This is a genomic window from Allocoprobacillus halotolerans (assembly GCF_024399475.1).
GTDB classification, from domain to species: Bacteria; Bacillota_I; Bacilli_A; order Erysipelotrichales; family Coprobacillaceae; genus Allocoprobacillus; species Allocoprobacillus halotolerans.
Genome location: NZ_CP101620.1, coordinates 1,720,113 through 1,745,271 on the forward strand (window position 1 = coordinate 1,720,113; position 25,159 = coordinate 1,745,271).

26 protein-coding genes and 3 pseudogenes are annotated in these 25,159 nt (G+C 34.1%); 22 read left to right on the plus strand and 7 right to left on the minus strand.

Translation table 11 applies throughout. The features are described from left to right. The first annotated feature begins 7 nt into the window (after positions 1-7). From purM to NMU03_RS10305, 20 genes and pseudogenes are all read left to right on the plus strand, one after another. Complete coding sequence (gene purM, locus NMU03_RS10215) at positions 8-1,033, plus strand: phosphoribosylformylglycinamidine cyclo-ligase (protein ID WP_290138094.1); 1,026 nt, start codon at positions 8-10, stop codon at positions 1,031-1,033. Then, positions 1,027-1,620, plus strand: a complete 594-nt coding sequence (purN, locus tag NMU03_RS10220) for a phosphoribosylglycinamide formyltransferase (RefSeq protein WP_290138096.1) — start codon at positions 1,027-1,029, stop codon at positions 1,618-1,620. The genes purM and purN overlap by 7 nt, the downstream gene beginning before the upstream one ends. Further along, on the plus strand, positions 1,621-3,144 hold the full coding sequence (gene purH / locus NMU03_RS10225; RefSeq protein WP_290138098.1) for a bifunctional phosphoribosylaminoimidazolecarboxamide formyltransferase/IMP cyclohydrolase: 1,524 nt from the start codon (positions 1,621-1,623) through the stop codon (positions 3,142-3,144). A 14-nt stretch (positions 3,145-3,158) separates the two neighbouring features. Continuing rightward, complete coding sequence (locus tag NMU03_RS10230) at positions 3,159-3,587, plus strand: ASCH domain-containing protein (RefSeq protein WP_290138099.1); 429 nt, start codon at positions 3,159-3,161, stop codon at positions 3,585-3,587. A gap of 11 nt (positions 3,588-3,598) precedes the next feature. Further along, the gene (purD, locus tag NMU03_RS10235; protein WP_290138100.1) at positions 3,599-4,855 is read left to right on the plus strand and encodes a phosphoribosylamine--glycine ligase; all 1,257 of its coding nucleotides are present in this window, start codon (positions 3,599-3,601) and stop codon (positions 4,853-4,855) included. A gap of 9 nt (positions 4,856-4,864) precedes the next feature. After that, a pseudogene (locus NMU03_RS10240) lies at positions 4,865-8,623 on the plus strand (phosphoribosylformylglycinamidine synthase). After that, positions 8,624-9,999, plus strand: a pseudogene (gene purB / locus NMU03_RS10245) (adenylosuccinate lyase). It abuts the pseudogene before it with no gap. Between the two features lie 181 nt (positions 10,000-10,180). Beyond that, positions 10,181-10,417 (plus strand): hypothetical protein, encoded by a 237-nt coding sequence (locus NMU03_RS10250; protein ID WP_290138102.1) that lies wholly within the window; start codon positions 10,181-10,183, stop codon positions 10,415-10,417. A gap of 134 nt (positions 10,418-10,551) precedes the next feature. Continuing rightward, positions 10,552-10,929 carry a DUF6036 family nucleotidyltransferase gene (locus NMU03_RS10255; RefSeq protein WP_290138103.1) on the plus strand — a complete coding sequence of 126 codons (378 nt, stop codon included), beginning with the start codon at positions 10,552-10,554 and terminating at the stop codon, positions 10,927-10,929. A gap of 58 nt (positions 10,930-10,987) precedes the next feature. Next, the gene (locus NMU03_RS18045; protein WP_435372951.1) at positions 10,988-11,170 is read left to right on the plus strand and encodes a DUF7737 domain-containing protein; all 183 of its coding nucleotides are present in this window, start codon (positions 10,988-10,990) and stop codon (positions 11,168-11,170) included. Positions 11,171-11,257: 87 nt separating this feature from the next. After that, positions 11,258-11,787: pseudogene (locus NMU03_RS10260) on the plus strand (AAA family ATPase). Further along, positions 11,759-12,226 (plus strand): AAA family ATPase, encoded by a 468-nt coding sequence (locus NMU03_RS10265; RefSeq protein WP_290138104.1) that lies wholly within the window; start codon positions 11,759-11,761, stop codon positions 12,224-12,226. The pseudogene NMU03_RS10260 and the gene NMU03_RS10265 overlap by 29 nt, the downstream one beginning before the upstream one ends. A 205-nt stretch (positions 12,227-12,431) precedes the next feature. Beyond that, positions 12,432-13,055 carry a DUF6431 domain-containing protein gene (locus NMU03_RS10270; protein WP_272595462.1) on the plus strand — a complete coding sequence of 208 codons (624 nt, stop codon included), beginning with the start codon at positions 12,432-12,434 and terminating at the stop codon, positions 13,053-13,055. A gap of 89 nt (positions 13,056-13,144) precedes the next feature. After that, positions 13,145-14,485 carry a TnsB C-terminal domain-containing protein gene (locus NMU03_RS10275; protein WP_290138106.1) on the plus strand — a complete coding sequence of 447 codons (1,341 nt, stop codon included), beginning with the start codon at positions 13,145-13,147 and terminating at the stop codon, positions 14,483-14,485. After that, entirely contained in the window at positions 14,439-15,245 is an 807-nt protein-coding gene (locus NMU03_RS10280; RefSeq protein WP_272595460.1) for an ExeA family protein, read from the plus strand. Before NMU03_RS10275 ends, NMU03_RS10280 begins: the two co-directional genes overlap by 47 nt. Positions 15,246-15,250: 5 nt before the next feature. Continuing rightward, positions 15,251-15,592 carry a hypothetical protein gene (locus NMU03_RS10285; protein ID WP_290138108.1) on the plus strand — a complete coding sequence of 114 codons (342 nt, stop codon included), beginning with the start codon at positions 15,251-15,253 and terminating at the stop codon, positions 15,590-15,592. Between the two features lie 237 nt (positions 15,593-15,829). Then, positions 15,830-16,123, plus strand: a complete 294-nt coding sequence (locus NMU03_RS10290) for a hypothetical protein (RefSeq protein WP_290138109.1) — start codon at positions 15,830-15,832, stop codon at positions 16,121-16,123. A gap of 21 nt (positions 16,124-16,144) precedes the next feature. Then, positions 16,145-16,399, plus strand: coding sequence for a PD-(D/E)XK nuclease domain-containing protein (locus NMU03_RS10295; RefSeq protein WP_290138110.1), 255 nt, complete (start codon positions 16,145-16,147; stop codon positions 16,397-16,399). A 94-nt stretch (positions 16,400-16,493) separates the two neighbouring features. Then, positions 16,494-16,790 (plus strand): hypothetical protein, encoded by a 297-nt coding sequence (locus NMU03_RS10300; protein ID WP_290138111.1) that lies wholly within the window; start codon positions 16,494-16,496, stop codon positions 16,788-16,790. A gap of 152 nt (positions 16,791-16,942) precedes the next feature. Next, positions 16,943-18,640: a Na/Pi cotransporter family protein gene (locus NMU03_RS10305; protein ID WP_290138113.1), complete on the plus strand. Its 1,698-nt coding sequence runs from the start codon at positions 16,943-16,945 to the stop codon at positions 18,638-18,640. A gap of 279 nt (positions 18,641-18,919) precedes the next feature. On the opposite strand, the gene NMU03_RS10310 is transcribed toward NMU03_RS10305, so the two are convergent. After that, positions 18,920-19,093, minus strand: coding sequence for a hypothetical protein (locus NMU03_RS10310; protein WP_290138115.1), 174 nt, complete (start codon positions 19,091-19,093; stop codon positions 18,920-18,922). A 71-nt stretch (positions 19,094-19,164) separates the two neighbouring features. Then, complete coding sequence (locus NMU03_RS10315) at positions 19,165-20,241, minus strand: ISNCY family transposase (RefSeq protein ID WP_290138117.1); 1,077 nt, start codon at positions 20,239-20,241, stop codon at positions 19,165-19,167. Positions 20,242-20,442: 201 nt separating this feature from the next. On the opposite strand from NMU03_RS10315, the gene NMU03_RS10320 reads away from it, so the two are divergent. Together NMU03_RS10320 and NMU03_RS10325 are read left to right on the plus strand one after the other, a co-directional pair. Then, positions 20,443-20,817 (plus strand): RidA family protein, encoded by a 375-nt coding sequence (locus NMU03_RS10320; RefSeq protein WP_290138119.1) that lies wholly within the window; start codon positions 20,443-20,445, stop codon positions 20,815-20,817. Beyond that, positions 20,804-21,154 (plus strand): hypothetical protein, encoded by a 351-nt coding sequence (locus tag NMU03_RS10325; RefSeq protein ID WP_290138122.1) that lies wholly within the window; start codon positions 20,804-20,806, stop codon positions 21,152-21,154. The genes NMU03_RS10320 and NMU03_RS10325 overlap by 14 nt, the downstream gene beginning before the upstream one ends. Positions 21,155-21,276: 122 nt before the next feature. On the opposite strand, the gene NMU03_RS10330 is transcribed toward NMU03_RS10325, so the two are convergent. From NMU03_RS10330 to NMU03_RS10350, 5 genes are all read right to left on the minus strand, one after another. After that, positions 21,277-21,597 (minus strand): replication initiation factor domain-containing protein, encoded by a 321-nt coding sequence (locus NMU03_RS10330; protein WP_290138123.1) that lies wholly within the window; start codon positions 21,595-21,597, stop codon positions 21,277-21,279. Continuing rightward, positions 21,587-21,973 (minus strand): helix-turn-helix domain-containing protein, encoded by a 387-nt coding sequence (locus NMU03_RS10335; protein WP_290138125.1) that lies wholly within the window; start codon positions 21,971-21,973, stop codon positions 21,587-21,589. Before NMU03_RS10335 ends, NMU03_RS10330 begins: the two co-directional genes overlap by 11 nt. A 442-nt stretch (positions 21,974-22,415) precedes the next feature. Beyond that, positions 22,416-22,811 carry an ATP-binding cassette domain-containing protein gene (locus NMU03_RS10340; RefSeq protein ID WP_290138127.1) on the minus strand — a complete coding sequence of 132 codons (396 nt, stop codon included), beginning with the start codon at positions 22,809-22,811 and terminating at the stop codon, positions 22,416-22,418. Next, complete coding sequence (locus NMU03_RS10345; protein ID WP_290138129.1) at positions 22,808-24,229, minus strand: ABC transporter ATP-binding protein; 1,422 nt, start codon at positions 24,227-24,229, stop codon at positions 22,808-22,810. The genes NMU03_RS10340 and NMU03_RS10345 overlap by 4 nt, the downstream gene beginning before the upstream one ends. After that, on the minus strand, positions 24,219-25,154 hold the full coding sequence (locus NMU03_RS10350) for an ABC transporter ATP-binding protein (protein WP_290138130.1): 936 nt from the start codon (positions 25,152-25,154) through the stop codon (positions 24,219-24,221). The genes NMU03_RS10345 and NMU03_RS10350 overlap by 11 nt, the downstream gene beginning before the upstream one ends. Positions 25,155-25,159: the final 5 nt, after the last annotated feature.

A 25,159-nucleotide genomic window follows, 5' to 3' on the forward strand; every position in this document is an offset into this window, starting at 1 on the left:
AAAATGTATGGATTATAAAAAAGCTGGTGTGGATATTGAAGCTGGATATAAATCAGTAGAATTGATGAAAAAACATGTCAAAGCAACAATGCGTCCTGAAGTGCTTGGGGGTCTTGGTGGCTTTGCTGGAGCTTTTGATTTAAGTGCGATTAAAAATATGGAAGAACCTGTATTGCTTTCTGGAACTGATGGTTGTGGAACAAAAGTCAAATTAGCTTTTATTTTAGATAAACATGATACTATTGGTATTGATGCGGTGGCTATGTGTGTCAATGACATTGCATGTAGTGGGGGAGAACCATTATTTTTCTTAGATTATATTGCTTGTGGAAAGAACTATCCTGAAAAAATCGCAACAATTGTCAGTGGTGTGGCTGAAGGATGCATTCAATCTGAATGTGCTTTAGTTGGTGGAGAAACTGCTGAGCATCCAGGATTAATGCCTGAAAATGATTATGATTTAGCTGGTTTTGCAGTTGGTGTTGTGGATAAAAAAGATATTATTGATGGTTCTACAATTCAAGCTGGAGATGTTCTTGTAGGGATTGCATCAAGTGGAGTCCACAGTAATGGTTTTTCACTTGTGAGAAAAGTTTTTGAAATGAGCGAAGAATCATTAAACACTTATTATGATGAATTGAATGGGACTTTAGGTGAAGTGTTATTAACACCTACACGCATTTATGTCAAAGCTTTAAAGAATATCAAAAAAGCAGGTATTCAAATTAAAGGATGTTCACATATTACTGGTGGCGGATTCTTTGAAAATGTACCTAGAATGTTACCAGAACATGCATTAGCTGTGATTCAAAAAGACAGCTATCCAGTTCCACCAATCTTTGATTTGATTCAAAAACAAGGACAAATTGAAGAAAACATGATGTATAATACTTTCAATATGGGACTTGGTATGGTCATTGCTTTAAAACCAGAAGATGTCAAAGAAGCAATGAAAGCTATTGAGGCAGCTGGTGATCATTGTTATGTTGTTGGACATATTGAAGATGGTGACAAAGGAGTTCAATTATGTTAAAGATTGCTGTGTTCATCTCTGGTGGGGGAACGGATTTACAGTCAATCATTGATGCCTGTGAGGCAGGAAAAATTAATGGCAAGATTGAACTTGTTGTTTCTAATCGTTTGAAAGCCTATGGTTTAGAACGTGCCAAAAATGCCGGTATTGAAACAGCTGTTGTCAAAAAAGATGATGCTTTATTGGTATCGATGTTAAAGCAAAGAAATATTGATTTAATTGTATTAGCGGGTTATTTAGCGATTTTAACAGATACATTGATTGATGCTTATCCAAATCAGATTATCAATATTCATCCTTCCTTGATTCCTTCTTTTTGTGGAGCAGGAATGTATGGGATGCATGTCCATGAGGCTGTTTTACAAAGAGGTGTGAAAGTCAGTGGTGCGACGGTTCATTTTGTCAGCAGTGAAATTGATGAAGGACCAATTATTAAACAAGTGGCTTGTGATATTTCTGATTTAGACAAGGCTGAAGATATTCAGGCGAGGGTTTTAGAAATTGAACATCAGATTTTACCTGAAGTTGTAGGATTATATTGTGATGGAAGAATACAAATAGAAAATGGAAGGGCAAAGGTGATTTAAATGAAAAGAGCTTTGATTTCTGTAACAAATAAAGATGGTGTTGTTGATTTTGCAAAAGGCTTAGTTGAATTAGGTTTTGAAATTGTTTCCACAGGTGGGACAATGAAAGTCTTACAAGATAATGATGTGGTTTGTATTGCGATTGATGATGTCACTGGTTTTCCTGAAATGTTAGATGGACGTGTCAAAACTTTACATCCAAAAGTACACGGAGGTTTATTATATAAAAGAGATAATCCTGAACATGTTAAAACAATTGAAGAACATCATATTCAACCTATTGATTTGGTATGTGTGAATTTATATGAATTTGAAAAAGCTTTAAAAGCTGGAAAACCAATGGAAGATATGATTGAAAATATTGATATTGGTGGTCCTTCAATGATTAGAAGTGCAGCTAAAAACTTTAAAGATGTCTTGATTGTCACTGATCCAGCTGACTATTCAAAAGTTTTAGAAGCCATTAAAAATCAACAAGATGATTATGATATGAGATTGCATTTGGCATATAAAGCCTTTAGTACAACTGGTGCTTACGATGCCATGATTTCTCGTTATTTTGCAGATGTATGTCATGATGAATTCCCTGATACTTTAAATATTTCTTTAAAGAAAGTGGAACATTTACGTTATGGAGAAAACTCTCAACAAGCAGCTAATAAATATGAAGATACATATGTTCAAAAATCATTATTAGATTATGAACAGTTACATGGTAAAGAAATTTCTTTCAATAATGTGAATGATTTATATGGAGCAGTAGCTTTAGTCAGAGAATTTGGTGATCAAATTGTAACAGCTGCCATTAAACATTCAACACCTTGTGGTGTAGCAATTGGTGAAACAGGTTATGATTCTTATATGAAAGCCTATGAAGCTGATCCACAATCAATCTTTGGTGGCATTGTTGCAGTGAACTATAAAATTGATAAACAAACAGCTGAGCAAATGCATAAAATTTTCTTAGAAATTGTAGCTGCACCTGATTTTGATGAAGATGCATTAGAAGTTTTAAAGAAAAAGAAAAACTTACGTATTTTAAAATTAAAGAATTTAGATGCTAGAGATGCCAAATATGATATTAAATATCTTGAAGGAAAAGTACTTGTTCAGGAATTAAATACAAAGATGATTGATGACATGAAAGTTGTGACAGATGTTCAACCAACGAAGGAACAGTTAACAGATATGGAATTTGGTATGAAAGTTGTTAAATATGTCAAATCAAATGCCATCTGTATTGTCAAAAATGGTGTCACTTTAGCCATTGGTGGAGGACAAACTTCACGTGTCTGGGCATTAGAAAATGCGATTAGAAATAATCCGGATAAAGATTTTACAGATTCTGTTCTTGCTAGCGATGCCTTCTTCCCATTCAATGACTGTGTCGAAGTGGCAGCTAATGCTGGTGTTGGAGCGATTATCCAACCTGGTGGAAGTATTCGTGATCAAGATTCTATTGATTTATGTAATGAAAAGAATATTCCAATGGTCTTTAGTGGCTATAGACATTTTAGACATTAATAGAGGTAATCAAGATGAGTGAACAAGAGATGTGGGAAGCCTTTGAAGATAAAAAAGAAAATGACTCTTATCAGGCATGGGCATATGGTGAAAGTCCAGACGAACTTGCTCAATTGACATTAGATGGTATCAAGACAGCGACATCTTCAGCTTATGCCCTTTATGAAAATGAACCCTTACCTCAAGTGGGTGAGTATAGTATTATTTTAGATAGTCATAATCAAGCTGTTTGTATTATTCAAACAACAGCGGTTGAAATCAAGCCATTTTGTGAAGTGGATGCAACCCATGCTTATTTAGAAGGCGAAGGTGATCGTACATTAGCCTATTGGCAATCCGTCCATCGCTCATTCTTTGAAAAAGAAATGCAAGCCAACCATCAAACATTTGATGAAAAGATGCTTGTTGTATGTGAAAAATTTCAAGTTGTATATCCAAAATAGAGGAGGAAACTATGAAAGTATTAGTTATTGGCAGTGGTGGTCGTGAACATGCGATTGCCTATGCTTTATCAAAAAGTCCAAAAGTTGACGAAATTCATGCGATTCCTGGTAACCCTGGTATCGCAGCTATTGGGACATGTCATCCTGGTAGTGTGGAAGATTTGGATGGTATTTTAAAATTTGTAGAAGAACACGCTATTGATTTTACAGTTATTGGTCCAGAAGTTCCATTATGCATGGGATTGGCTGATTTATTAGAAAGTCATGGGCATCTTGTGTTTGGTCCAACGAAACATGCAGCGACTTTAGAAGGCAGCAAAGCTTTCTCTAAAGACTTTATGCAAAGACATCATATTCCTACAGCTGCATACAAAGAAGTCAATTCTTATGAAGAAGCTTTACAGGCTTTAGCACAATTCGATTATCCGGTTGTCGTGAAAGCTGATGGTTTAGCAGCAGGTAAAGGTGTTGTCATTTGTGAAAATGAACAACAGGCACAAGAGACATTAAAAGATATGATGGTTGATGGTGCTTTAGATGGTGCAGGTTCAAAAGTTGTTTTAGAAGAATTCTTAAATGGTTTTGAATGTTCATTATTATGTTTTACTGATGGTGAAACCATTGTGCCAATGGTCAGTGCCAAAGATCATAAACAAATTGAAGATGGTAATAAAGGACCAAATACAGGTGGTATGGGAACTGTTTCGCCTAATCCATTTTTACCTGAAGACATGGATGATATTTTTAAAACAGAAATTCTTGATCCTTTTATGAAAGGTTTAAAAGCTGATCACATGGATTATAGAGGGGTTGTTTTCATTGGTTTAATGATTGAAAACAATCAACCGAAAGTCTTAGAATTTAATGTTCGTTTTGGAGATCCTGAAACACAATCTATCTTATTAAGATTAGATACAGATTTATTTGATATTATGTATGCAGTGAGTACCAAGACATTAAAAGATATTGATGTCAAATGGAAAGATGAACAGGTAGCTTGTCTTGTTTTAGCAAGCGCTGGTTATCCAGGAAGTTATGAAAAAGGGAAAGTCATTACAGGTATTGATAAGGTGAGTGATGATATTATTGTTTTCCATGCTGGAACATCATTTAATGAAAATCATGAATTAATAGCAAGTGGTGGTCGTGTTTTAAATATTTGTGCTTATGGAAAATCATTAGAAGAAACAAGAGAAAAAGTTTATCAGGCTGCCCAAATCATTGATTTTGAAGGCAAATATTATCGTAAAGACATTGGATTAAATTGAGGTGAAAAGATGAGTAAAGTCTATCGTGTATATGTAGAAAAGAAAACAGCTTACGCTGTAGAAGCCAATGAATTATTAAACAATATTCAAACACAATTAAAAATGACAAATGTAACATCTGTGCGTGTTGTCAATCGTTATGATCTTCAAGGAATTCATGAAGATGTCTTAAAACAGGGGATTCCAACGATTTTAAGTGAACCAATGGTTGATGAAGTTTATTTAGAAGATTATTCTGTAGAAGATAATGCGAGAGTGTTTGCGATTGAATTCTTACCTGGTCAATATGATCAAAGAGCTGATGCTTGTGAACAATGTTTTCAAGTTTTAACTGGAGAAAAGAATGTCAAAGTCAAATGTGCAAAACTCATTGTTTTACAAGGTGTTTTGACTGATGAAGATGTAAAACGTATTCAAAACTATTTGATTAACCCTGTTGATCAACGCCAAGCTTCATTAGAAAAACCTGAACATTTAAATGATGAAGATGTGCATATTGATCCTGTACCAGTGATTGATGGATTTATGGAAATGAGTGATGAAGATTTAAAACAATATCTTCAAGATAATGGTATGGCAATGAATGAAGATGATTTAAAAGTCACTCAAGATTATTTTAAAAATGAAGAAAAACGTAATCCAACAGAAACAGAATTAAAAGTATTAGATACTTATTGGTCTGATCATTGTCGCCATACAACTTTTGCGACAATTATTACAGATTTAGATATTGAAAATGGTGCGTTTAAAGAAATCTTAGAAAAAGATGTAGAAAACTATAAAACATCACGTCATTTGGTTTATGGTGTCGATACAAAACGTCCATTGACTTTAATGGATTTAGCGACTATTTCAATGAAAGAATTAAGAAAAACAGGTTATTTAGATGATTTAGAAGTGTCAAAAGAAATCAATGCTTGTTCTGTAGAATTAACTGTTCATACCAGTGATGGTGATGAAAACTGGTTATTGATGTTTAAAAATGAAACACATAACCATCCAACTGAAATTGAACCATTTGGGGGAGCTGCTACTTGTTTAGGTGGGGCAATTCGTGACCCACTTTCAGGACGTGCTTATGTTTATCAGTCAATGCGTATTACTGGAGGCGGCTGATCCTAGAAAATCATTGGATGAAACATTAAAAGGGAAATTACCACAACGTAAAATTTGTCAAGAAGCTGCCCATGGTTTTTCAAGTTATGGAAACCAAATTGGTTTAACAACTGGTTTTGTGCATGAAGTTTATGATGATGGCTTTTTAGCAAAACGTATGGAATTAGGAGCTGTTGTTGCAGCAGCACCAAAAGATCAAGTGAAACGTCTAGAACCATTAAAAGGACATATTGTCTTATTAATTGGAGGAAGAACTGGACGTGATGGTATTGGTGGGGCAACAGGTTCATCAAAATCACATGAATTAAAAACAACGACAACAGCTGGTGCTGAAGTTCAAAAAGGAAATCCAGTGGAAGAAAGAAAAATCCAAAGATTATTTAGAAATCCAGAAGTTTCTAAACGTATTGTCCGTTGTAACGACTTTGGAGCTGGTGGTGTCTGTGTGGCTGTTGGTGAATTAGCTGATGGTTTAGAGATTAACTTAGATGCAGTACTTAAAAAATATGAAGGTTTAACAGGAACTGAATTAGCGATTTCTGAATCTCAGGAACGTATGGCGATTGTGATTGATCCAAGTGATGAAGCTTTTATCAAAGCAGCTTGTGATCAAGAAAACTTAGAAGTTGTGAAAGTGGCAACTGTTACTGATCAAAATCGTCTCACAATGACTTATATGGGTCAAACAGTGGTGGATTTAGATCGTGCCTTCTTAGATAAAAATGGGGCTTCACGTTATCAAAAAGTCCAAGTTGAATTACCTGATTTTGATAACACACCATTTGATGAAGTGAAACAATCTTCATTTGTGGAAACATCAAAAGAAGTCTTAAGTCGTTTATCAGTATGTAGTCAAAAAGGATTAATTGAAAGATTTGACTCATCTATTGGTAATGGAACTGTTTTATCACCATTTGGTGGTAAAACATTAAGAACACAAACAGAAGGTATGGCTGCTTTAATTCCTGTTTTAGGTAAAGAAACAACAACTTGTTCATTAATGAGTTATGGATATAATCCAGTGATTTCTAAATGGTCACCATATCATGGTGCTGTTTATGCAATTGTGGAATCTATTGCGAAAATTGTCGCAATGGGTGGAAATTATCAGACAATTCGTTTCTCTTTCCAAGAATATTTTGAAAAGTTATTAGATGTCCCATCAAGATGGGGAAAACCATTTGCCGCATTACTTGGTGCTTATCGTGTGCAATCTGAGATGAAATTACCTTCAATTGGTGGAAAGGATTCGATGTCAGGGTCTTTTGAAGATATACATGTTCCTCCAACACTTGTATCATTTGCGATTACAGGGGCAGAGGTTGATGATGTGATCACACCTGAGCTTAAAGCAGCTGATCATACTTTAGTTGAAGTCATGTTACCAAAAGATCAATATCATATTTATGATTTTGATGCTTTAAAAGCGCAATATGATGGTATCATGCAGTTAATGAAAAATGGTCAGGTTTATAGTGCTTATACAATCAAAGATGGTGGTGTGATTGAAGCTGTTTATAAGATGGCTTTTGGTAATAATATTGGTGTCAAATTCGCAGATGATTTAGCTTTAGAAACATTAGTTCAAAAAGATTATGGACATATCATCTTAGAAGTTGAAGATGCCAGTGTGGTGACTTTACCACATACAAGAATCATTGGACAGACAATGGCTGAATCTGTTATGATGTATCACGGTGAAACTTTATCACTAGACGTGGCTTATCAAGTTTATGAATCTGTTTTAGATGATGTCTATCCAACAACAGAAACAGCCCCAACACAGGATATGATTATCAAAGACTGTGATCAAAGAAGTGAATTAAAAGCCAAACAGACTTATGATGAAGTTAAAGTTGTCATTCCAGTATTCCCAGGAACAAACTGTGAATATGATTCTAAACGTGCTTTTGAACGTGCGGGGCAACAGTACAGCTTGTTTTAATGCGTAACAAGACAGCTCAGGAAATGAAAGATTCTGTTGATGAATTAGAAACAGCGATTAAACAATCACAAATTATGATGTTACCAGGTGGATTTAGTGCTGGAGATGAACCAGAAGGTTCTGGTAAATTTATTGCGACAGTGTTAAGAAGTCCAAAATTAAAAGCTGCGATTGAAGATTTACTAGATAATCGTGATGGTTTGATGATTGGTATTTGTAATGGATTCCAGGCTTTAGTGAAACTTGGTTTACTTCCATATGGACATATTAAAGATATGGATGAAAATGATCCAACATTAACATTCAACACGATTGGTCGCCACTTATCACAGATGGTTGATACAAGAATCGCTTCTGTGAAATCACCATGGCTTACTGGTGTCAATGTGGGAGATATTCATACAGTGCCAATTTCACATGGAGAAGGACGTTTTGTCGCTCCTAAAGAAGTCATTGAAGAACTTTTTGAAAATGGACAAGTCTTCAGTCAATATGTTGATCCACAACATACACCAACAATGGTATCACCATATAACCCTAATGGGTCAATGATGGCGATTGAAGGTATTATTTCTCGTGATGGACGTGTGTTAGGAAAAATGGCACATAGTGAACGTCAAGGTGAAAATAGAAATAAAAATATCTATGGTGAAATGGATCAGAAATTATTTGAAGCAGGTGTAAATTATTTTAAAGGTGGTAAATAAATGGAAAGACAAGTTTTTGAAAGTATGACACTTTGTCCATTAGATGGACGTTATGCTGGAGTCAAAGATGCTTTAGCTGAATATTTTAGTGAATATGCTTTAGTGAAGTATCGTGTATTTGTAGAAATTCAATGGTTGAAATTCTTAATTGAGAATGTAGATAGTGATATTTTAAAATCATTTGATCAAGCGAATATGAATCAAATTGAAGCGATTGCGAATAACTTTAATGAAGAAGCCTTTGCAAAAATTAAAGAGATTGAAGCCACAACACGTCATGATGTCAAAGCTGTGGAATATTATATCGGTCAAACTTTAAAAGACATGGGATATGATGATTTGATTAGTTTTGTTCATATTGGTTGTACTTCAGAAGATATTAATAACACATCTTATGCTTGTATGATAAAATATGGTTTAAAAGATGTATGGTTAAAAAAGCCAATGAAGTGGTGGAAGCAATGAACAAATGGGCAAATGAACATAGTGATGATGCGATGTTGGCACATACACATGGACAACCTGCCACACCAACAACAATTGGTAAAGAATTTAAAGTTTATGCTTATCGTTTTGCTTCAAGTATTGAAAATATTGAAAATATTCAGATCAAAGCAAAATTCAATGGAGCTACAGGAAACTATAGTGCTATTTTAACTGCATTTCCTAATGTGGATTGGCCTGCTATGGCAAAGAAATTTGTAGAAGAATACTTAGGTTTAACATTTAATCCACTTACAACACAAATTGAAAGTCATGATTATACTTGTCATATTTTAGATGGTATTCGTCATTTCAATAATGTTTTAATGGATTTAGATGTGGATATGTGGCTTTATATTTCAATGGAATACTTTAAACAGATTCCTGTCAAAGGAGAAGTCGGAAGTAGTACAATGCCTCACAAAGTGAATCCAATTCGTTTTGAAAATAGTGAAGCTAATGCTGATATGTCAAACAATATTTGTGTTGCATTATCAAATAAATTACCTAAATCACGTATGCAAAGAGATTTATCAGACTCTTCTAGTCAAAGAAATTTAGGTTTAGCATTTGGTTATTCTTTACAAGCTATGAATGAAACATTGAATGGTCTAGCAAAATGTGTCGTTAACACAGAAAAATTAGCCGCTGACTTAAATGAAAAATGGGAAGTTTTAGCTGAACCAATTCAAACAATGTTAAGAAAATATGGTGTTCCTGATGCTTATGATACTTTAAAAGCTCTCACAAGAGGGAAGAGTATTTCTAAAGAAGATATCTTAAAATTTGCTGAAAGTTTAGATATTCTTTCTGATGAAGATCGTGAAACTTTAGTGAATATGACACCAGCTTCTTATATTGGAAAAGCAAGTGAACTTGCCAAAATGAAATAGTTATCAAAATAAAATCCTGTCATATTAGCAGTTTCGCTTATGTATTGGCAGGATTTTTTTAATGTATTAAAATCATAAATAAACGATAACAAATTTACATATAATAGAATGTATTATGCTATTTTGATATATTGATAAATTTTTTAAATATGCTAATATAACAAATGTTAGGAGTGATAATATGAGATTTGTTATTCAGAGAATAAAATTAATGATTAATATGTATCTCAATGCGAAAGATGATAAATACAGAAAGAATGAATTATTGAAGTCATTTATGTATTTGTTTAAACATCCTTATTTATTTTTTGTTAATTACAAACAAATCGAATGTCATCATGATTCTGTTCTAAAAAATGTGAATACAATTTTTAATCGACCATATATTTTGAGTTTAAATTATGACACAATTTCATAATCAATTTGATAAAAAAGAAATGCTCAAGACATTAAAAAATTTTAGGAAACAAATTACAAAGTAGTGGAATTGACTATGAAATATATTTGTTTGGAAGTTGTCTTGGGATGTATTTACTAGATAAATAATATCACATGAGTTTAGATGTTGATTTTCAATCAAATGATGAAATAAATTCACAAGAAATAAAAGATTTTATGAATTTATTAAATATTCATGAAATTGGAGGGGTGATGAATGTTCCTCCTTTAGATGAGTTAGTTATTGTCGATGAACTTACTTTTGGTTCTTTGACTGTCAAGATTCCAAGCATTGAGAATTTTGCTTTATCTAAACTTTTATCAAATAGACCAAAAGACTATAATGATTTAAAGTCTTATCCAATATTAGATAGCTGTGATATTGGAAAATTAAGAAAATTGGTAGATGAATATGTAAAATATACTGTTTTTGAAAATAATCCAAATTATAATTATCTTGATGATCTATTGAAGGAAAGAAACCTCATATAAGTTGAAATTTAATATTAGTTGATTTTATCTACTACATGATTAAGATTATGGACTATTCATTACGAGTAGTCTTTTTTTTAAGAAAAAACGAGGAAAAGTTTATTTTCCATTCTTAGATGAAGATCCAATGAGTGCTCAAATTTTAACAAAAGTCATCATGTTTGCAAAAGATACACAAATCAAAGACCCATCCATTTTGAAGCAGATACAAACAAAATCATCTTCATATTCTTTTGAATGAAACAAAATATAGAAAACAAAGAGCTAAGAATTTGTTTTGGCATGCTGACATTTATGTTATACTTATGATATGAAAGAAGGTGAGATAATGAAAAAAGCATTACCACCTGGAATTACAGAATACAATGAATTAATACAAAATCAATATTATTTTATTGATAAAACATTAATGATTAAAGATTATTTAGAAAGAAAAAATAAAGTGACTTTAATTACACGTCCTAGACGTTTGGTAAGACACTTAACATGTCGATGATGGCAGAGTTCTTTGATATTACAAAAGATTCAAAAGAACTTTTTAAAGATACCAAGATTATGGAAACAGAATATGCTTCTTTTATAAATCAATATCCAACTCTTTTTCTATCACTTGCGAATGCGAAAGGGGATCAAATAAGTGTTGTAAGATCTATTAAACAAAGTTTAATCAAACTTTATCAATTCAATAAATATCTTTTTCAAGATTTAGATGAATTTGATACAATCCTTTATCAAGGAATAATAGAAAGTTTAAGTCAATATAATAATGGTAGTACGAATGGGATAGAGAGTGCTTTGTCTTTTTTGATGGAACAACTGGAAAGATATTATGATAAAAAAGTCATGTTTTTTTATTGATGAATATGATACCCCATTTATTGAAGCACATGTGGGTGGATTTTACCGTGAAATCAAAAACGGCCTTGCTTCAATGCTTCATAATGCTTTAAAAACATCACGTAGTTTACAGTATGCTATGTTGACAGGAATTCAAAGAGTGGCAAAAGAAAATATTTTTAGTGATTTAAATAATCTTGTTGTCTGTACTGTGAAAAATAAACAATATGATCAATACTTTGGTTTTACAGAAGAAGAAACCAAAACATTATTAGAATACTATGGCTTATCATTGAGTGAAGAAGTGAAAGCCATGTATGATGGTTATCATATAGGAAATCAGAGCATTTATAATCCATGGTCTATTATTAACTATGCTGATAATGATAGCTTACAGACTTATTGGGTTAATACGAGTGAGAATGTTAAACCGAAAACTCTACAAAATCAATTTAGATGAAAAACCGCAGATTAATATAATCAAAAGGATATAAGATTTGCCGTTAGAAACCGCAGTTCTTATATCCTTTATCTGTTTTTTGATTTATAATATTCTATGTGTTATTTATTTTGACTGATTTTTTTAATCTTAAGAAAGGAAAAAGAGAAAAGATAGGTTCAGTTTTGCAGGCTCAATCTCATCTTTTCTCCTGGGTTCATCTTTGATGAATCCACCCGCTACTATGGTACAATCATTTTCTGTTTTAATCAAGCATATTTTTCAAACTTGTCCTATTAATTTTAACCATTCTCTCTCTGCTAGTGAATTTCAGCTTCTCGAAACCTTTTTATTAAATCATCTGGAACTCTCTGCGTTTCATATCCATGATGATCATATATGTAAGTCACCTAATTTTAAATTCTTTATCTCTTATGATCGCTATTTTATTACTTTCCGTGATAATGCCGTTGTTGAGGAAACTGTTTCGATTCCCGTGCTTTACTGTGAAAACTGCAAACATTTTCATGCTGTCCTTCCTCATCTTTTCATTGTGCCTCATTGCCAATATTCTATTCCTTTTATATTATCTGTCCTTTTTGATAAATTTTATTCTTCATTGACTGTAAATGATGTTTCAAATAAATATGGAATATCTATTTCTACAATCTACAGATGGATCAAAAAATACATGTGCTATCTACGCTACTATATGCAGCTTAGAAACAGTTACCGCATGTCTTTTTTTGTTTCAATGATTTATCTTTATGAGGATGTCATGAATGATATCTACGATTTGAGTTCCCATGCTTTATTTCAATATGACCGCAAATTATTTGCTCCTTCGTGAAATGATGATCATTAGAATATAAAAATAAATAAGATGGAAATATCTTTATCATTTTCACTGTTCTATACTTTTTTGGGAGGTAAAAAGTTATGAACAAACAGAATACTGATCGTTACGAGTACAGAAAACTCGTTGCACAGGTCAAATTTTCACTTATTGCACCTGTCGTTTCGGCTACATTTACGGATATATCCGCTGAAGCCTATTTTAGGCGTGTCTCCAAGAATGAGGTCGATTGGCCCGATGGTACCAGAAGAAAGTTTTCTGCTGTAACTTTAAAGAATTGGCTTTATATTTATAGAAATTGTGGATTTGATGAACTGATGCCTAAAGATCGTCTGGATGCCGGAAGAGTCAGGAAGCTGGACAATCGCCATAAAGATTTTATTAGCGATATGATCAAGGAATTCCCTAAAATGACAGGCGTCATGATCTATGAAAGAATGATTGAAAAGGGGCTCCTCAACGTAGGTGATGTATCGGTAGATACTGTTCAGAGGTACATTAAAAATTCAGGATTGCGTCATGGGTCAAAACCTGTCACAAAAGAAAGACGTACATGGGAATTTGCTCATTCATGTGATGGATATGAAGCGGATACCTGTCATACCTTTTATATTTTTGATGAAGCCGGTGAGTACAGAAAAACTTATCTGATTGCCATCATCGATAATCATTCAAGAATGATAGTTGGTGCTGAATTCTTTTTTAATGATAATGCCGTTAATTTTCAGAAGGTATGGCATGATGCAGTACTAAGATATGGGAGAAGTAAGATGATCATCCTTGACAATGGATCAAGCTACAAAAATAAAAGCACCAAGGAGATAGAAGCAAGGCTGGGCACAAAAATCATCTACAATCCACCTTATTCACCGGAAGGAAAGGCCGTTATTGAAAGGTTCTTTTCTACCATCAAGATGAGATGGATGAATGGGGATCATGGAAGCCATTATCATTCATTGACCGAGCTCAATATGAGATTAAAAAGTTGGATTAACGAATATAACCGTACCCCTCATTCTTCACTGAAGGATGACATTCACGACAATCACACTCCATTGGAAAGATACATGTACGATATGAAGGACGTGGAGGTATGTCAGCTATCCAATAAATCATCCGTTGAATACAGAGCCTGGCTTGACGATGTGTTCATGCATGAAACGACACGTAAGGTAAATGGAGATTCAACCGTATTGATTGAAAATGTTTTATTTGATGTTCCGTCCATTTATATCGGGATGAGGGTAATCATTCGATATGATCCAAGAACTTTTGAAAATACCTATCTGTATGATATATCCGAAAAAAGAAAGTTCCAATCAGTAGGACAGATAAGGTTGAAAACGGAAGGACAAGAAGAGAGGAGATTATTTATTAATGGAAATGACAACGTATTACGGAATGGACAGAAATCCATTTACTAAAGATACAATGATTAAAACATTATATGAATCTAATGATTTTAAACAGATGACGAACCGATTGGAATTTATCATCAAATCAAGAGGAATCGGTGTATTTTTAAGCAATCCTGGGATGGGAAAGACCACATGTCTGAGAAAAACATTGGAATCTCTCAACCCCAATCGATATGTAGTAATCTATATCTGTATGACAACGATTACAGCCATAGATTTTTACAGAATGCTTAATGATGCACTGGGGCTTGAAGAGATGACAAAAAAGTCGAAGATGTTTCAAGCTATCCAGGATGAACTGAGAAGATTGACAGTAGAAAACAAAATGGAAGTCATTATAGCGATAGATGAAGCACAATTTCTCAGAAAAGAAGTGCTTAGAGAATTCATCATGCTTATGAATTTTGATTATGATTCAAAAGATTACTGTACACTGATATTCGTAGGGCAGAATGAATTTATAAGAACACTGCGACTTAAAGTCCTGGAACCATTTAGACAACGTATCAATATGAATTATACGTTTACAGGATTCAATGAAGAAGAAGTAAAAAATTATGTGGAATCACGTTTGGAATCGGTCGGTTGCCGAACAGACCTGTTTACAAAAGAAAGCTATCATACACTTTATACACTGATGAATACCTCCGTCAGGATACTCAATCAGATCATCAGTAAGAGCCTGATATTAGGAATGCATTATAAAAAGGATATCATTGATAGCGAACTGATCATGGAAGCAGGCAAGGAATTAATGATAGGATAGGAAAGATGGATTATATATATAAAGATAGAGAAAATAAAAAACAGGTTGGGGAGATCGACTGCATAGAAATTAGACCATATTATACATTTAACATAAAAACAGAAAAAAGTATATATAGGTGTCAGATGCACGCAATAGCGGGGGAATGGGAATTGTTTATACATTACTACGATAAAATCATAAGAAAAAACCAGGATAGATTTATACCACTGGCATATCCAACAGATATCATGTGGAATACGGAATCTGTGTATGATAATATAGATGATGAATTAGAAAGCAGAAGGATTGCATACGCGATAAAAAGTATATTTGAACAATATAACTATGAGGATGTATCGATATGATATATCCTTTTTTCATTGATCACTTACTATCCATCAGCAGGTAGCAAATAATCTGCGGTTAAAAATAAAAGGACGTGATAAATCAGTATAAATTAATCTGCAGTTAACATTATCGCAGAATTTGTGGTTTAACAGTGAGAATAATATGATTAAAGAAGCCATGAAAAAAGAGATGAAACTTTTGATAGAGATTATGAACAACTCATTACAACAGAGGCTGTTGAAACAACAGTTTATATGGAAACAAGTTTTTTTGAAGTAAGTAATACAGCAAGTTTATGGGGATTGTTTGTTAATGCAGGATATATGACAATTGTGGATGAAGTTTCATCAATAGATCAAATATATAAACTGAAAATACCAAATCAGGAAGTACAAGATGAATTTAAAAAGTTGACAGCCTATTATTTAAATGTCAATGCATCTAACTTGAATGTTATGTTTAATGCTTTGAAACTAGCAAAAATGGATGATTTTAGAGATAAATATCAAGCGATGCTTTTACAGCTTCCATTCTATCATGACTTATAAAATGAAAATAGCTAGCATGTTTTGTTTTTAGGTATGTGCGCATGGCTGTCTTATGATTATAAGATTATCAGTAATCGAGAAACTGGAAAAGGGAGAGCTGATATTATTTTAGAAAGTCTAGCGGATAAACCATCATATGTGATGGAATTTAAGTATACAAAAGATAAAGAGAAACTAGATACTCTTGCAAAAGAAGCTATTCAACAAATAAAAGCTCAACAGTATGATATTTCATTAAAAGGACAAGTTATATGTAGGGATAGCTCATTGTGGTAAAAACATGAAGATAGAATGGCAGAAAAAAGAGTAGACAGAGAGAAATCTCTGTTTTTATTTTAGTGATATAAAGCCATAAAGGAGGAAACTCAAAATGGCATATAGGATTTATAATAGGGGATTAGCAAAATCACAATTAAAGAAAAAAACTTGGATATGCGTTATGATATTTATGTTGGTAGTTATTATAGGGATGGGACTATTAGGTTTCTTGAAACTTGAGGGAAAGCAATTGATGATTTATTTGGGTTCTATCGGTTTTACTGGAATAATGTGTCTTTTGATATCTTTGTATGTCAAAATAAATGTGGTAGATAAAGAGTTGAAACAATTTCAAAAAGCATTAGAAAAAGGTTATCATGAAATGATTGAAAAGTTATTACAGGGATAAGTAAATTTTGATACAGATCAACTTTTTGCTTTGAAAATATTATGTGAATAACAGAAAAAAATGTCGATAGAAATGTTAAGATTACGTTAAGAATATTTACATTAAGTTAGGAATATGTTAAGTTTTATTTGTGTATAAATAGGAGGGACATGATGGAACTGACAAATATATTCTCTTTACTTGGAGGGTTAGCTTTATTCCTTTATGGGATGACAATGATGTCAAATGGTCTGGAGCTGGCTGCTGGGAATAAGATGAAGTCAATTTTGGAAAAGTTGACAACAAATCGTTTTTTAGGTGTTGGAGTAGGGGCTTTAATTACTGCGATTATTCAATCGTCATCAGCCACAACAGTGATGGTTGTAGGTTTTGTCAATGCTGGTCTTATGCAACTTAAAAATGCTGTATGGGTGATTATGGGTGCCAATATTGGAACGACCATTACAGGTCAGCTGATTGCTTTGGATATTACAGCATTAGCACCAGTTATTGCTTTTGCTGGGGTTGTCTTGATTGCTTTCTTTAAAAGCAAGAAACTTGATGCCTTTGGTGAAATCATTGCAGGTCTAGGTATTTTATTCATGGGGATGGAAATGATGTCCACAGCCATGGTTCCATTACGTGAATCAGCTGAGTTTGCAAACATTGTATCCAACTTTGAAAATCCATTGATAGGAATTCTTGTAGGTGCTGTCTTTACAGCTATCATTCAATCATCATCTGCATCAGTGGGTATCTTACAGGCATTAGCGATGAGTGGAGTCGTGACTTTACCGTCAGCCATTTATGTATTGTTTGGACAGAACATTGGAACATGTATCACATCAGTCTTGGCATCGATAGGAGCCAACCGCAATGCCAAACGAACAACAGTGATTCATTTGTCATTCAATATCATAGGAACAATTATCTTTGTGATTATTAGTATGGTGACACCATTTGCAGCGTTTATGGCATCATTGACACCAACTAATGTGGCAGCACAGATTGCCAATGTACACACAGTCTTTAATGTTGTCACAACAATTATCTTATTGCCAATTGGTGAAAAACTAGTCAATCTTTCTTATCTGATATTACCAGAGAAACCAGAACTGGAAGGAAAGATGCAGTTAAAATATTTGGACTTTAATATCTTCACAAATGATTATCATATTGGAACAAGTGCAATAGCGAATACACAATTATTCAATGAAACACAAAATATGTTGGATGTAGCGATTGATAATGTCAGAAAATCATTTGAACTGTTGATAGAGTTCAGGGAAGATAAATATGAAAAACTACAAAAGAATGAGGAATATATCAACTATCTCAATAAAAACATCGTAGAATTTACGACAAGTGCCATTTCAACAGAGTTTCCAGTAGAAGGGGCACAGCCAATAGGACTGTTCTTAAAGGTGGCAGCAGATATTGAAAGAATCGGGGATCATGCGATAAACATAGCCAATCGCGCAGAATTGCTCTATAAAGAGGATAAGCAATTCTCACATGAGGCGATGGATGAAATCGGAATCATGAGCAGTCTATGTGTAAACATTCTAGATGAATTGAAGATCATGAACTATGATGAATTCAGTGGTATTGTTGATAAAGTTGATGTGATAGAAGAAAATATTGACAAGACACACCATCAGTTCTCAGTGAATCAGCTAGTCAGATTAAAAGAGAAGAGATGTACAACAGAGAACAGTGTTGTCTATACCAAAATCTTAACAGACTTTGAAAGAATCGGAGATCATGGATTAAATATTGCACAGGCTTTCTATAAAGCTAGAGAAACTATGAAAGCTATGAAAATGGTTAAACCAGAAATGATTGAAGAAACTGAAAATAAAGAGAATTAAGAACTTTATGCAAGAACATAAGGTTCTTTTTTTGATTGAATCAATATTCATTTTTATGGACATAATTCAACAATTCTAGAGTCGTCCAACAAATTTTAGAATATATATGCGAAAATCAATCAATATTAAAAATATTATAGGCAATCCAAACAATATTTCCTGTAAATGGTGTCAAGCAATTTTGAAAATGTCCTAAAAATTTTTAAACATTAGCACCGCAATTTCGGTGCTTTTGCTTTGCAAGATACCTTAAATAAGAATCTTGTTTCCATGGATGACTCATTGGTGGAATATATTTATTTTTTCTTTCTTTGGCTTTATTTCTTCATCAAATTCTTTAGAATATGGACTGTGTTTCGGAACTTCCTGCATCAGGTAAATTTGATTAAGAATATTCACATATAATCCTCCATCAAATGATTCTATGACCATACAATCCATCTTATTTTTCATATAGCATGGGGTCCCGTTTGATGTCACCGGTATGTATATCTTATTTTTGAATTTGATACTGTGTCCTGCATCTATCTTTCTTGGTGAAAGAACCGCCAATGTATGATTAATCTTCTCCAATGATGGTTGCATTTCAAAGACCGATTTGGTACTATTGAGGTGTAGAGCAAATCTGTCATTGAATTTTTTAGGTAGGAGTTTAAAAATTCATTGGCTGACTCTATATCTTTGATATGAGCACGTTTAAGCTCGACAGGCAATCTTGATTGAAAGGTCTGATTCAATCGTTCGATTCTGCCTTTGGCTTGAGCAATGCTCGTTGTTTTAATATCAACGCCAAGATTATGACAGGCATAGGAAAACTGTGTAAAGGTGTCTTCGTCATCAAAGGCGTTGTTTTTTCTTTTATATTCAAACACAGTGCGGCGATCAGTATAGAACATGGCAGGGATTCCATAGTTAGTGAGAATTTGATAAAAGACATGATAATAGCCATTTAATGTTTCCTGATGATCAAAACAAGCCCCAACCACCTCACCGGTAGCATCATCGACAGCAAGGTGAAGATGCCAAATTTGACCAGGAATCCACTCATAGCTGGATGCATCCATTTGAATCATCTCACCCTTATATTTACATCTGGGTCTTCTAGGATGAGCATCATTTTCATCAACAGAGGCAATGACTTCTTTGATTTGATTTTGAATTTTTCTAGAAGAAGTATTATTCAATTGAGCCTTCAGTTGATTTTTAAGGATTTTTCTAGTTTTTTTGGTAGCTTTAGGAGAAATAATATTTTCCTCTCTAAGCCATTTATTCAAGGTAGTATCACTGATTTTGACATTAAGATCATCATGAACGATTTCACAGAAATGAGTAAAATTGGCATTAGAGTAATAATCGACATATAATTTAATGATCTGATTTTTAATATCAAGAGGGAAGGTAGTAGCAGGAGCTCTACCTCTATTGCCATGAACGAAACCAGCTTTTCCATAAGTTTTATATTTAATGATCAATCTATTAATGGTTCTGACAGAGCAGTTAAGTTTAACAGCAGCACGCTTTTTATTACCATTAGTTTCAACAAGTTTTTTAATAGTCAGATATTTATTTTCTTCATTCATTCTTAAAACAACCTTTCTCATAGAATAACCTCCCAACAAAAGTGAGATTATATAATAACATGAATTTTTGAATATGTCCTGCTAGCAGGACATATTCAACTTGGATACATTAAGACATTATCATATTTGAATCAGACAATCCAAACAATATTTCCTGTAAATGGTAGTTTCCCTCATAAAAATTTGTTATAATAAATAAATCAAAAATAGGAGGTAATGATAATGAAAAAAGTTGTACAGACAACAAAAGCACCAGGTGCCATTGGACCATATAGTCAAGGAATAGATATTGGAAATATGATTTTCTTTTCAGGACAAATTCCTTTAAATCCAGAAACAGGTGAAATGCCTGAAGGAATTGAAGCCCAAACAAAACAGGCTTTAGACAATGTCAAAGGTTTACTAGAAAGTCAAGGTCTTGATTTTTCCCATGTTGTAAAAACAACAGTCTTTTTAGACAATATGGATGATTTTAATACTGTTAATAGCATTTATGCTCAATATTTTGTAGAGCCTTATCCTGCCAGAAGTGCTGTTGAAGTAGGTCGTTTACCTAAGGGTGCGCTTATAGAAGTGGAAATTATTGCAGTTAAATAGAAAAGTTGTTTTAGCAGAACGTTTCCAGCATTATATACGTTTATATTATGATGATGGACATGCTGAAGTGTTGTTTGAAGATATGCAAAGCTATCTTCAACGAAAAAGAGATAAAAAGGGATATAAGAATGCTATAATGTTACATGAAAATTGGCTCTATCCGACAATGAATCAAAAAGACTCTTCATGTCATTGGGTTAATCTCCATTATTTACGTGAATATAATGTCTATTGTCGTCATCTATTAGAAAATAAGAATTTGTATCAAAAAGTCAAAGTCATGTATATGAAACAAATACAAAAGGAAATGAATACTTATCGTATCAAAGAGCTGTAACGAAATACTTTTGAAAGGTGAATTCGTTTAGCTTTTTTATTTATGGTAAAAATAGGAAATATGAATATTTATATTATTAATTATCAACAAATTAATCAAATGTGGCTATTCTTTTTTTATTTCTAAAAACAGCATAGATTTTTCAGTATCTTTTTATAACTATCGCGAACCGTCAATATATCCCTGTTTATCAGGGCTTTCTGCTCCTTTTCTTTCTCGTACAGGCAGAAGTAGACAGGGCTGTTCTTTGAACCGATATAAAAGGTCTTTGCGGTATCTCTGTCTGCTCCCGATAACTTCCCGCTGTTTATGCCCTCATATTTTCTGGAACGTTTCCATACCTTGTTGGCGTAATAGCGTTCTCTTAGGATTGCTATGTCCAGCAGTCCGCCCATGTCATTGATTGCCAAGTCCAGACGCTTAAAGATACCCTCATAGTCCATGCAACGGCTCAGAAAATTGTACCAGTTTATCCCTCTTGCCTGTAAGACGTGTTCCAAGTGCCGACAGCCCGTAATCCTCATGGATAAAGTATTCTATCTTCATAGCCAGCACGTCTTTGATAATCTCCAATGCGTCCGTTGTAGAGAAGCAGACACGCAGGTAATCAACGTTTAGCGTAAAGGGCTGTGTACAGTTGCAGTAGTCTAAATAATGCAGGAGCGTATGCTTCATTTCTTTGCTGGCTCTTGTTTTACCGTTCTCAATATCATTTAGATTTTGCTTGCTGATATGCAGTTCCTTTGCCAGCCTGCTTTGAGAATAACCACAAGCGTTCCGTTTTGTTTTCAATGCTTCGATAAATTCCATGTCGTTCATGTTCGTTCCTCCAATCAAAAAAGGCATACGCCCATAGGAGCATACACCTTGTATCATGTGTTTTCTTGTGCCAATATGCTGTTTTCGATCTGTCGGGTAGAAAAGACAGGTTGTGAAGTACAGTAAGTCCTTATAACTTTGTAGATCGTTTCATATCGGGACTTTTGTATGTGTTTTGTCTTTTGTTTTTTGTAATAGTATCCCCTGTTAGATAACGGGGGCTTTGAACGGCTCACTCCGTCGGTACAAGCAATTAGCATAACTCATATCCAGTTAAACGGGTACAATGCTTCAATAAAGAAATTCCAAAATGTTTCCCTAAAACATATCATTCTTTCATTTCTTTTTGAGAACAATGCACGTATAAAGGCAATAATAATACAAATTATAAAATAAAGCACAATTCCGACCAGAACGCTCAATATTCCTATCATCGTCTATATTATCTTTTTCTATGCAAACTGGCTGTTATATAAATCGCATAAGAACCCTTTGCCTGTAAAAGCTCTTTGTGATTTCCCTGTTCAATGATATTGCCATTTTGCATAACAAGTATCAAATCAGCGTCTACAATCGTAGAAAGCCTGTGAGCTATCACAAAACTTGTACGATTTTTCATAAGTGCTTTCATTGCCTTACCAATCGCCATTTCCGTGCGTGTATCTACGGAAGAAGTCGCTTCGTCTAATATAAGTATCGCTGGATTACAGAGTACAACACGGGCGATCGTCAATAACTGCCTTTGACCTACGGAAATATTTTCAGCGTCATTAGTAAGAACCGTGTCATATCCGTCAGGCATTGTTCTGATAAAGAAATCAGCATGAGTCACTTTCATGCTTCTATGATTTCCTCTCTTGTTGCGTCAGGCTTTCCATAAGCAATATTTTCAGCAATCGTTCCCTCAAACAGCCATGTGTCCTGTAACACCATTCCAAAATGACTTCTTAATTCCGTACGTGTCATATCTTGTGTGCAGATACCGTCTAAAATAATATGTCCTGCACTGATTTCATAAAAACGCATAAGGAGATTGATAATCGTTGTTTTTCCTGCACCAGTGCTTCCCACGATTGCAATTTTCTGTCCTGCCTTTGCACGAAAGCTAATATCCTGCATTAAAATTTTATCCTGCGAATAGCCAAAGCGTACATTCTGAAAACCAACATTGCCTTTTACATCTGTTAAGGTCATTTTATTTTCAATATCTGATACAAGTTCTTTTTCGTCTAAAAATTCATATACGCGTTCCACAGACGCCAGTGCTGACTGCATGGAATTAATCATATAAGACATTTCCGTAATCGGTTCGCCAACCTGATTGACATATTGGAAAAATGCCTGAAAAACACCTGGCGTCATTTTTCCCTCAATCAGCATAAGCCCACCGAATACAGCAATCAGTATTTGCCCCAAACGATTGACAAGTCGAATCAGTGGATTGATTGCGTTCATGATGAAATCTGTCTTTCTTGTAGCTTTTGCCAGTTCTTCCGTAGCGTCATGTATCATTTTTGAGCTTTCTTTTTCATGATTGAACGCTTTGATGATAACACGTCCGCTGTATGCTTCCTCTATCACACCTGTGAGATTGCCTGTGCAACGTTGTCTTTCCGTTGCATACTGTAATGTCTTTTTCGCAACAATATTCGTTAAAAATAAGGAAATAGCTAAAAAGCCAAGAAATATCAAAGTTAGGCGGATACTAAATGAAAACATCATTACTAGCGAACCGATAACTGTTCCCATCGCAGTCAAAAAGCGAAGTAACCCACTTTGCAAAGCTTCTGACATTTTATCAAGGTCATTCGTTGCACGGCTCATCATCTCGCCAGTTTTATGATTGTCAAAATAAGCAAGCGGCAAGCGGTTTATTTTACTACTGATTTCTTTTCGCAACTGTAAATTCAGCTTTTCTGAAAAACTTGCCATTAAGAAGTTTTGCAAAGCATAAAAACCAGCACTTGCTAAATAAATGAGAAGAAGTATGGTCATCTGCATACCGCCAGCCTGCCATGTGATACGGAAAGCATATTCCTGACTCAAAGCCTGTTGAATGTTGCTCCAAATCAAATCAACGACCTTAGCACTGTACAAAGGTGCTATGATGGTAAAAAGCGTATAAAATATAACGGATACCAAAACGACGATTAACCGTATCTTTTGTTTCATCATCGTGCCTAAGAAACGCCACATTGTATGTTTGGCATTTTTCATTTCATAGGCTTCTTCAAATAGTTCTTGATTATTGTCCATTCTTAACACCGCCTTTCATCTGTGAATTTGCTATATCACGATATACAGAGCAATGCTCCATAAGGTCATCGTGTGTACCTATTCCTACAATTTTTCCGTCATCAAGTACGACAATCTGTTCTGCGTGAAGAATCGTGCTGATTCTTTGTGCGATAATCAGAACCGCAGCATTTTTTGTTTCTTCTTCGAGAGCTTTTCTAAGAGCGGCGTCTGTCTTAAAATCCAGTGCCGAAAAACTGTCGTCAAAAATATATAAATCTGCCTTTTTCATCAAAGCACGGGCAATAGATAAACGCTGCTTTTGTCCTCCTGAAAAATTTGTGCCGCCTTGTGCCACATGAGAGAAAATACCGTCAGGCAGTGTGAAAACAAAATCAGATTGTGCAACCTTTAAGGTGTGCAACATTTCTTCCTGTGTGGCATTCTCGTTTCCATATCGAAGATTATCTGCAATCGTTCCAGAGAACAGCCATGCCTTTTGTGGTACATAAGAAATGTGACCTCGTAATTCCTGCTGTGTCATATCCCGAATATCACAACCTTTTAACATGATTTTTCCTGCCGTAACATCATGATAACGCAACAATAATTTCGCAATCGTTGTTTTTCCACTTCCTGTTCCGCCAATAACAGCAGTTGTCTGTCCTTTTCGGCAAACAAAGTTCATTTTTGACAAGGTATCTTCGTCAGCGTCGCCAAAACGAAAGGTTGCATTTTCAAAGCGTACCATTTCATCTGTTGTTTCATCAAACGTTGTTTGTTCCTGCCCGTCTGCTATTTCGGGAGTATAGTTGATAATTTCGCCGATACGATTTAAACATACCTTTGCCCTCGGAAGCAATACCATGACCATTTGTGCCATGATGATATAAAACAAAGTCAAAATAGCATATTCTGTCAATGCTGTAATATCGCCTATATTCATTGTAC

What these genes read in the sequence shown, in the direction of transcription:
- purM (WP_290138094.1), top strand. Translation starts at nt 8, where the DNA reads ATGGATTATAAAAAAGCTGGTGTGGATATTGAAGCTGGATATAAATCA.
- purN (WP_290138096.1), top strand. Translation starts at nt 1,027, where the DNA reads ATGTTAAAGATTGCTGTGTTCATCTCTGGTGGGGGAACGGATTTACAG.
- purH (WP_290138098.1), top strand. Translation starts at nt 1,621, where the DNA reads ATGAAAAGAGCTTTGATTTCTGTAACAAATAAAGATGGTGTTGTTGAT.
- NMU03_RS10230 (WP_290138099.1), top strand. Translation starts at nt 3,159, where the DNA reads ATGAGTGAACAAGAGATGTGGGAAGCCTTTGAAGATAAAAAAGAAAAT.
- purD (WP_290138100.1), top strand. Translation starts at nt 3,599, where the DNA reads ATGAAAGTATTAGTTATTGGCAGTGGTGGTCGTGAACATGCGATTGCC.
- NMU03_RS10250 (WP_290138102.1), top strand. Translation starts at nt 10,181, where the DNA reads ATGAGATTTGTTATTCAGAGAATAAAATTAATGATTAATATGTATCTC.
- NMU03_RS10255 (WP_290138103.1), top strand. Translation starts at nt 10,552, where the DNA reads ATGAGTTTAGATGTTGATTTTCAATCAAATGATGAAATAAATTCACAA.
- NMU03_RS10265 (WP_290138104.1), top strand. Translation starts at nt 11,759, where the DNA reads ATGATAAAAAAGTCATGTTTTTTTATTGATGAATATGATACCCCATTT.
- NMU03_RS10270 (WP_272595462.1), top strand. Translation starts at nt 12,432, where the DNA reads ATGAATCCACCCGCTACTATGGTACAATCATTTTCTGTTTTAATCAAG.
- NMU03_RS10275 (WP_290138106.1), top strand. Translation starts at nt 13,145, where the DNA reads ATGAACAAACAGAATACTGATCGTTACGAGTACAGAAAACTCGTTGCA.
- NMU03_RS10280 (WP_272595460.1), top strand. Translation starts at nt 14,439, where the DNA reads ATGGAAATGACAACGTATTACGGAATGGACAGAAATCCATTTACTAAA.
- NMU03_RS10285 (WP_290138108.1), top strand. Translation starts at nt 15,251, where the DNA reads ATGGATTATATATATAAAGATAGAGAAAATAAAAAACAGGTTGGGGAG.
- NMU03_RS10290 (WP_290138109.1), top strand. Translation starts at nt 15,830, where the DNA reads ATGGAAACAAGTTTTTTTGAAGTAAGTAATACAGCAAGTTTATGGGGA.
- NMU03_RS10300 (WP_290138111.1), top strand. Translation starts at nt 16,494, where the DNA reads ATGGCATATAGGATTTATAATAGGGGATTAGCAAAATCACAATTAAAG.
- NMU03_RS10305 (WP_290138113.1), top strand. Translation starts at nt 16,943, where the DNA reads ATGGAACTGACAAATATATTCTCTTTACTTGGAGGGTTAGCTTTATTC.
- NMU03_RS10310 (WP_290138115.1), bottom strand. Translation starts at nt 19,093, where the DNA reads ATGAAAAATAAGATGGATTGTATGGTCATAGAATCATTTGATGGAGGA.
- NMU03_RS10315 (WP_290138117.1), bottom strand. Translation starts at nt 20,241, where the DNA reads ATGAGAAAGGTTGTTTTAAGAATGAATGAAGAAAATAAATATCTGACT.
- NMU03_RS10320 (WP_290138119.1), top strand. Translation starts at nt 20,443, where the DNA reads ATGAAAAAAGTTGTACAGACAACAAAAGCACCAGGTGCCATTGGACCA.
- NMU03_RS10330 (WP_290138123.1), bottom strand. Translation starts at nt 21,597, where the DNA reads ATGGACTATGAGGGTATCTTTAAGCGTCTGGACTTGGCAATCAATGAC.
- NMU03_RS10335 (WP_290138125.1), bottom strand. Translation starts at nt 21,973, where the DNA reads ATGAACGACATGGAATTTATCGAAGCATTGAAAACAAAACGGAACGCT.
- NMU03_RS10340 (WP_290138127.1), bottom strand. Translation starts at nt 22,811, where the DNA reads ATGAAAGTGACTCATGCTGATTTCTTTATCAGAACAATGCCTGACGGA.
- NMU03_RS10345 (WP_290138129.1), bottom strand. Translation starts at nt 24,229, where the DNA reads ATGGACAATAATCAAGAACTATTTGAAGAAGCCTATGAAATGAAAAAT.
- NMU03_RS10350 (WP_290138130.1), bottom strand. Translation starts at nt 25,154, where the DNA reads ATGAATATAGGCGATATTACAGCATTGACAGAATATGCTATTTTGACT.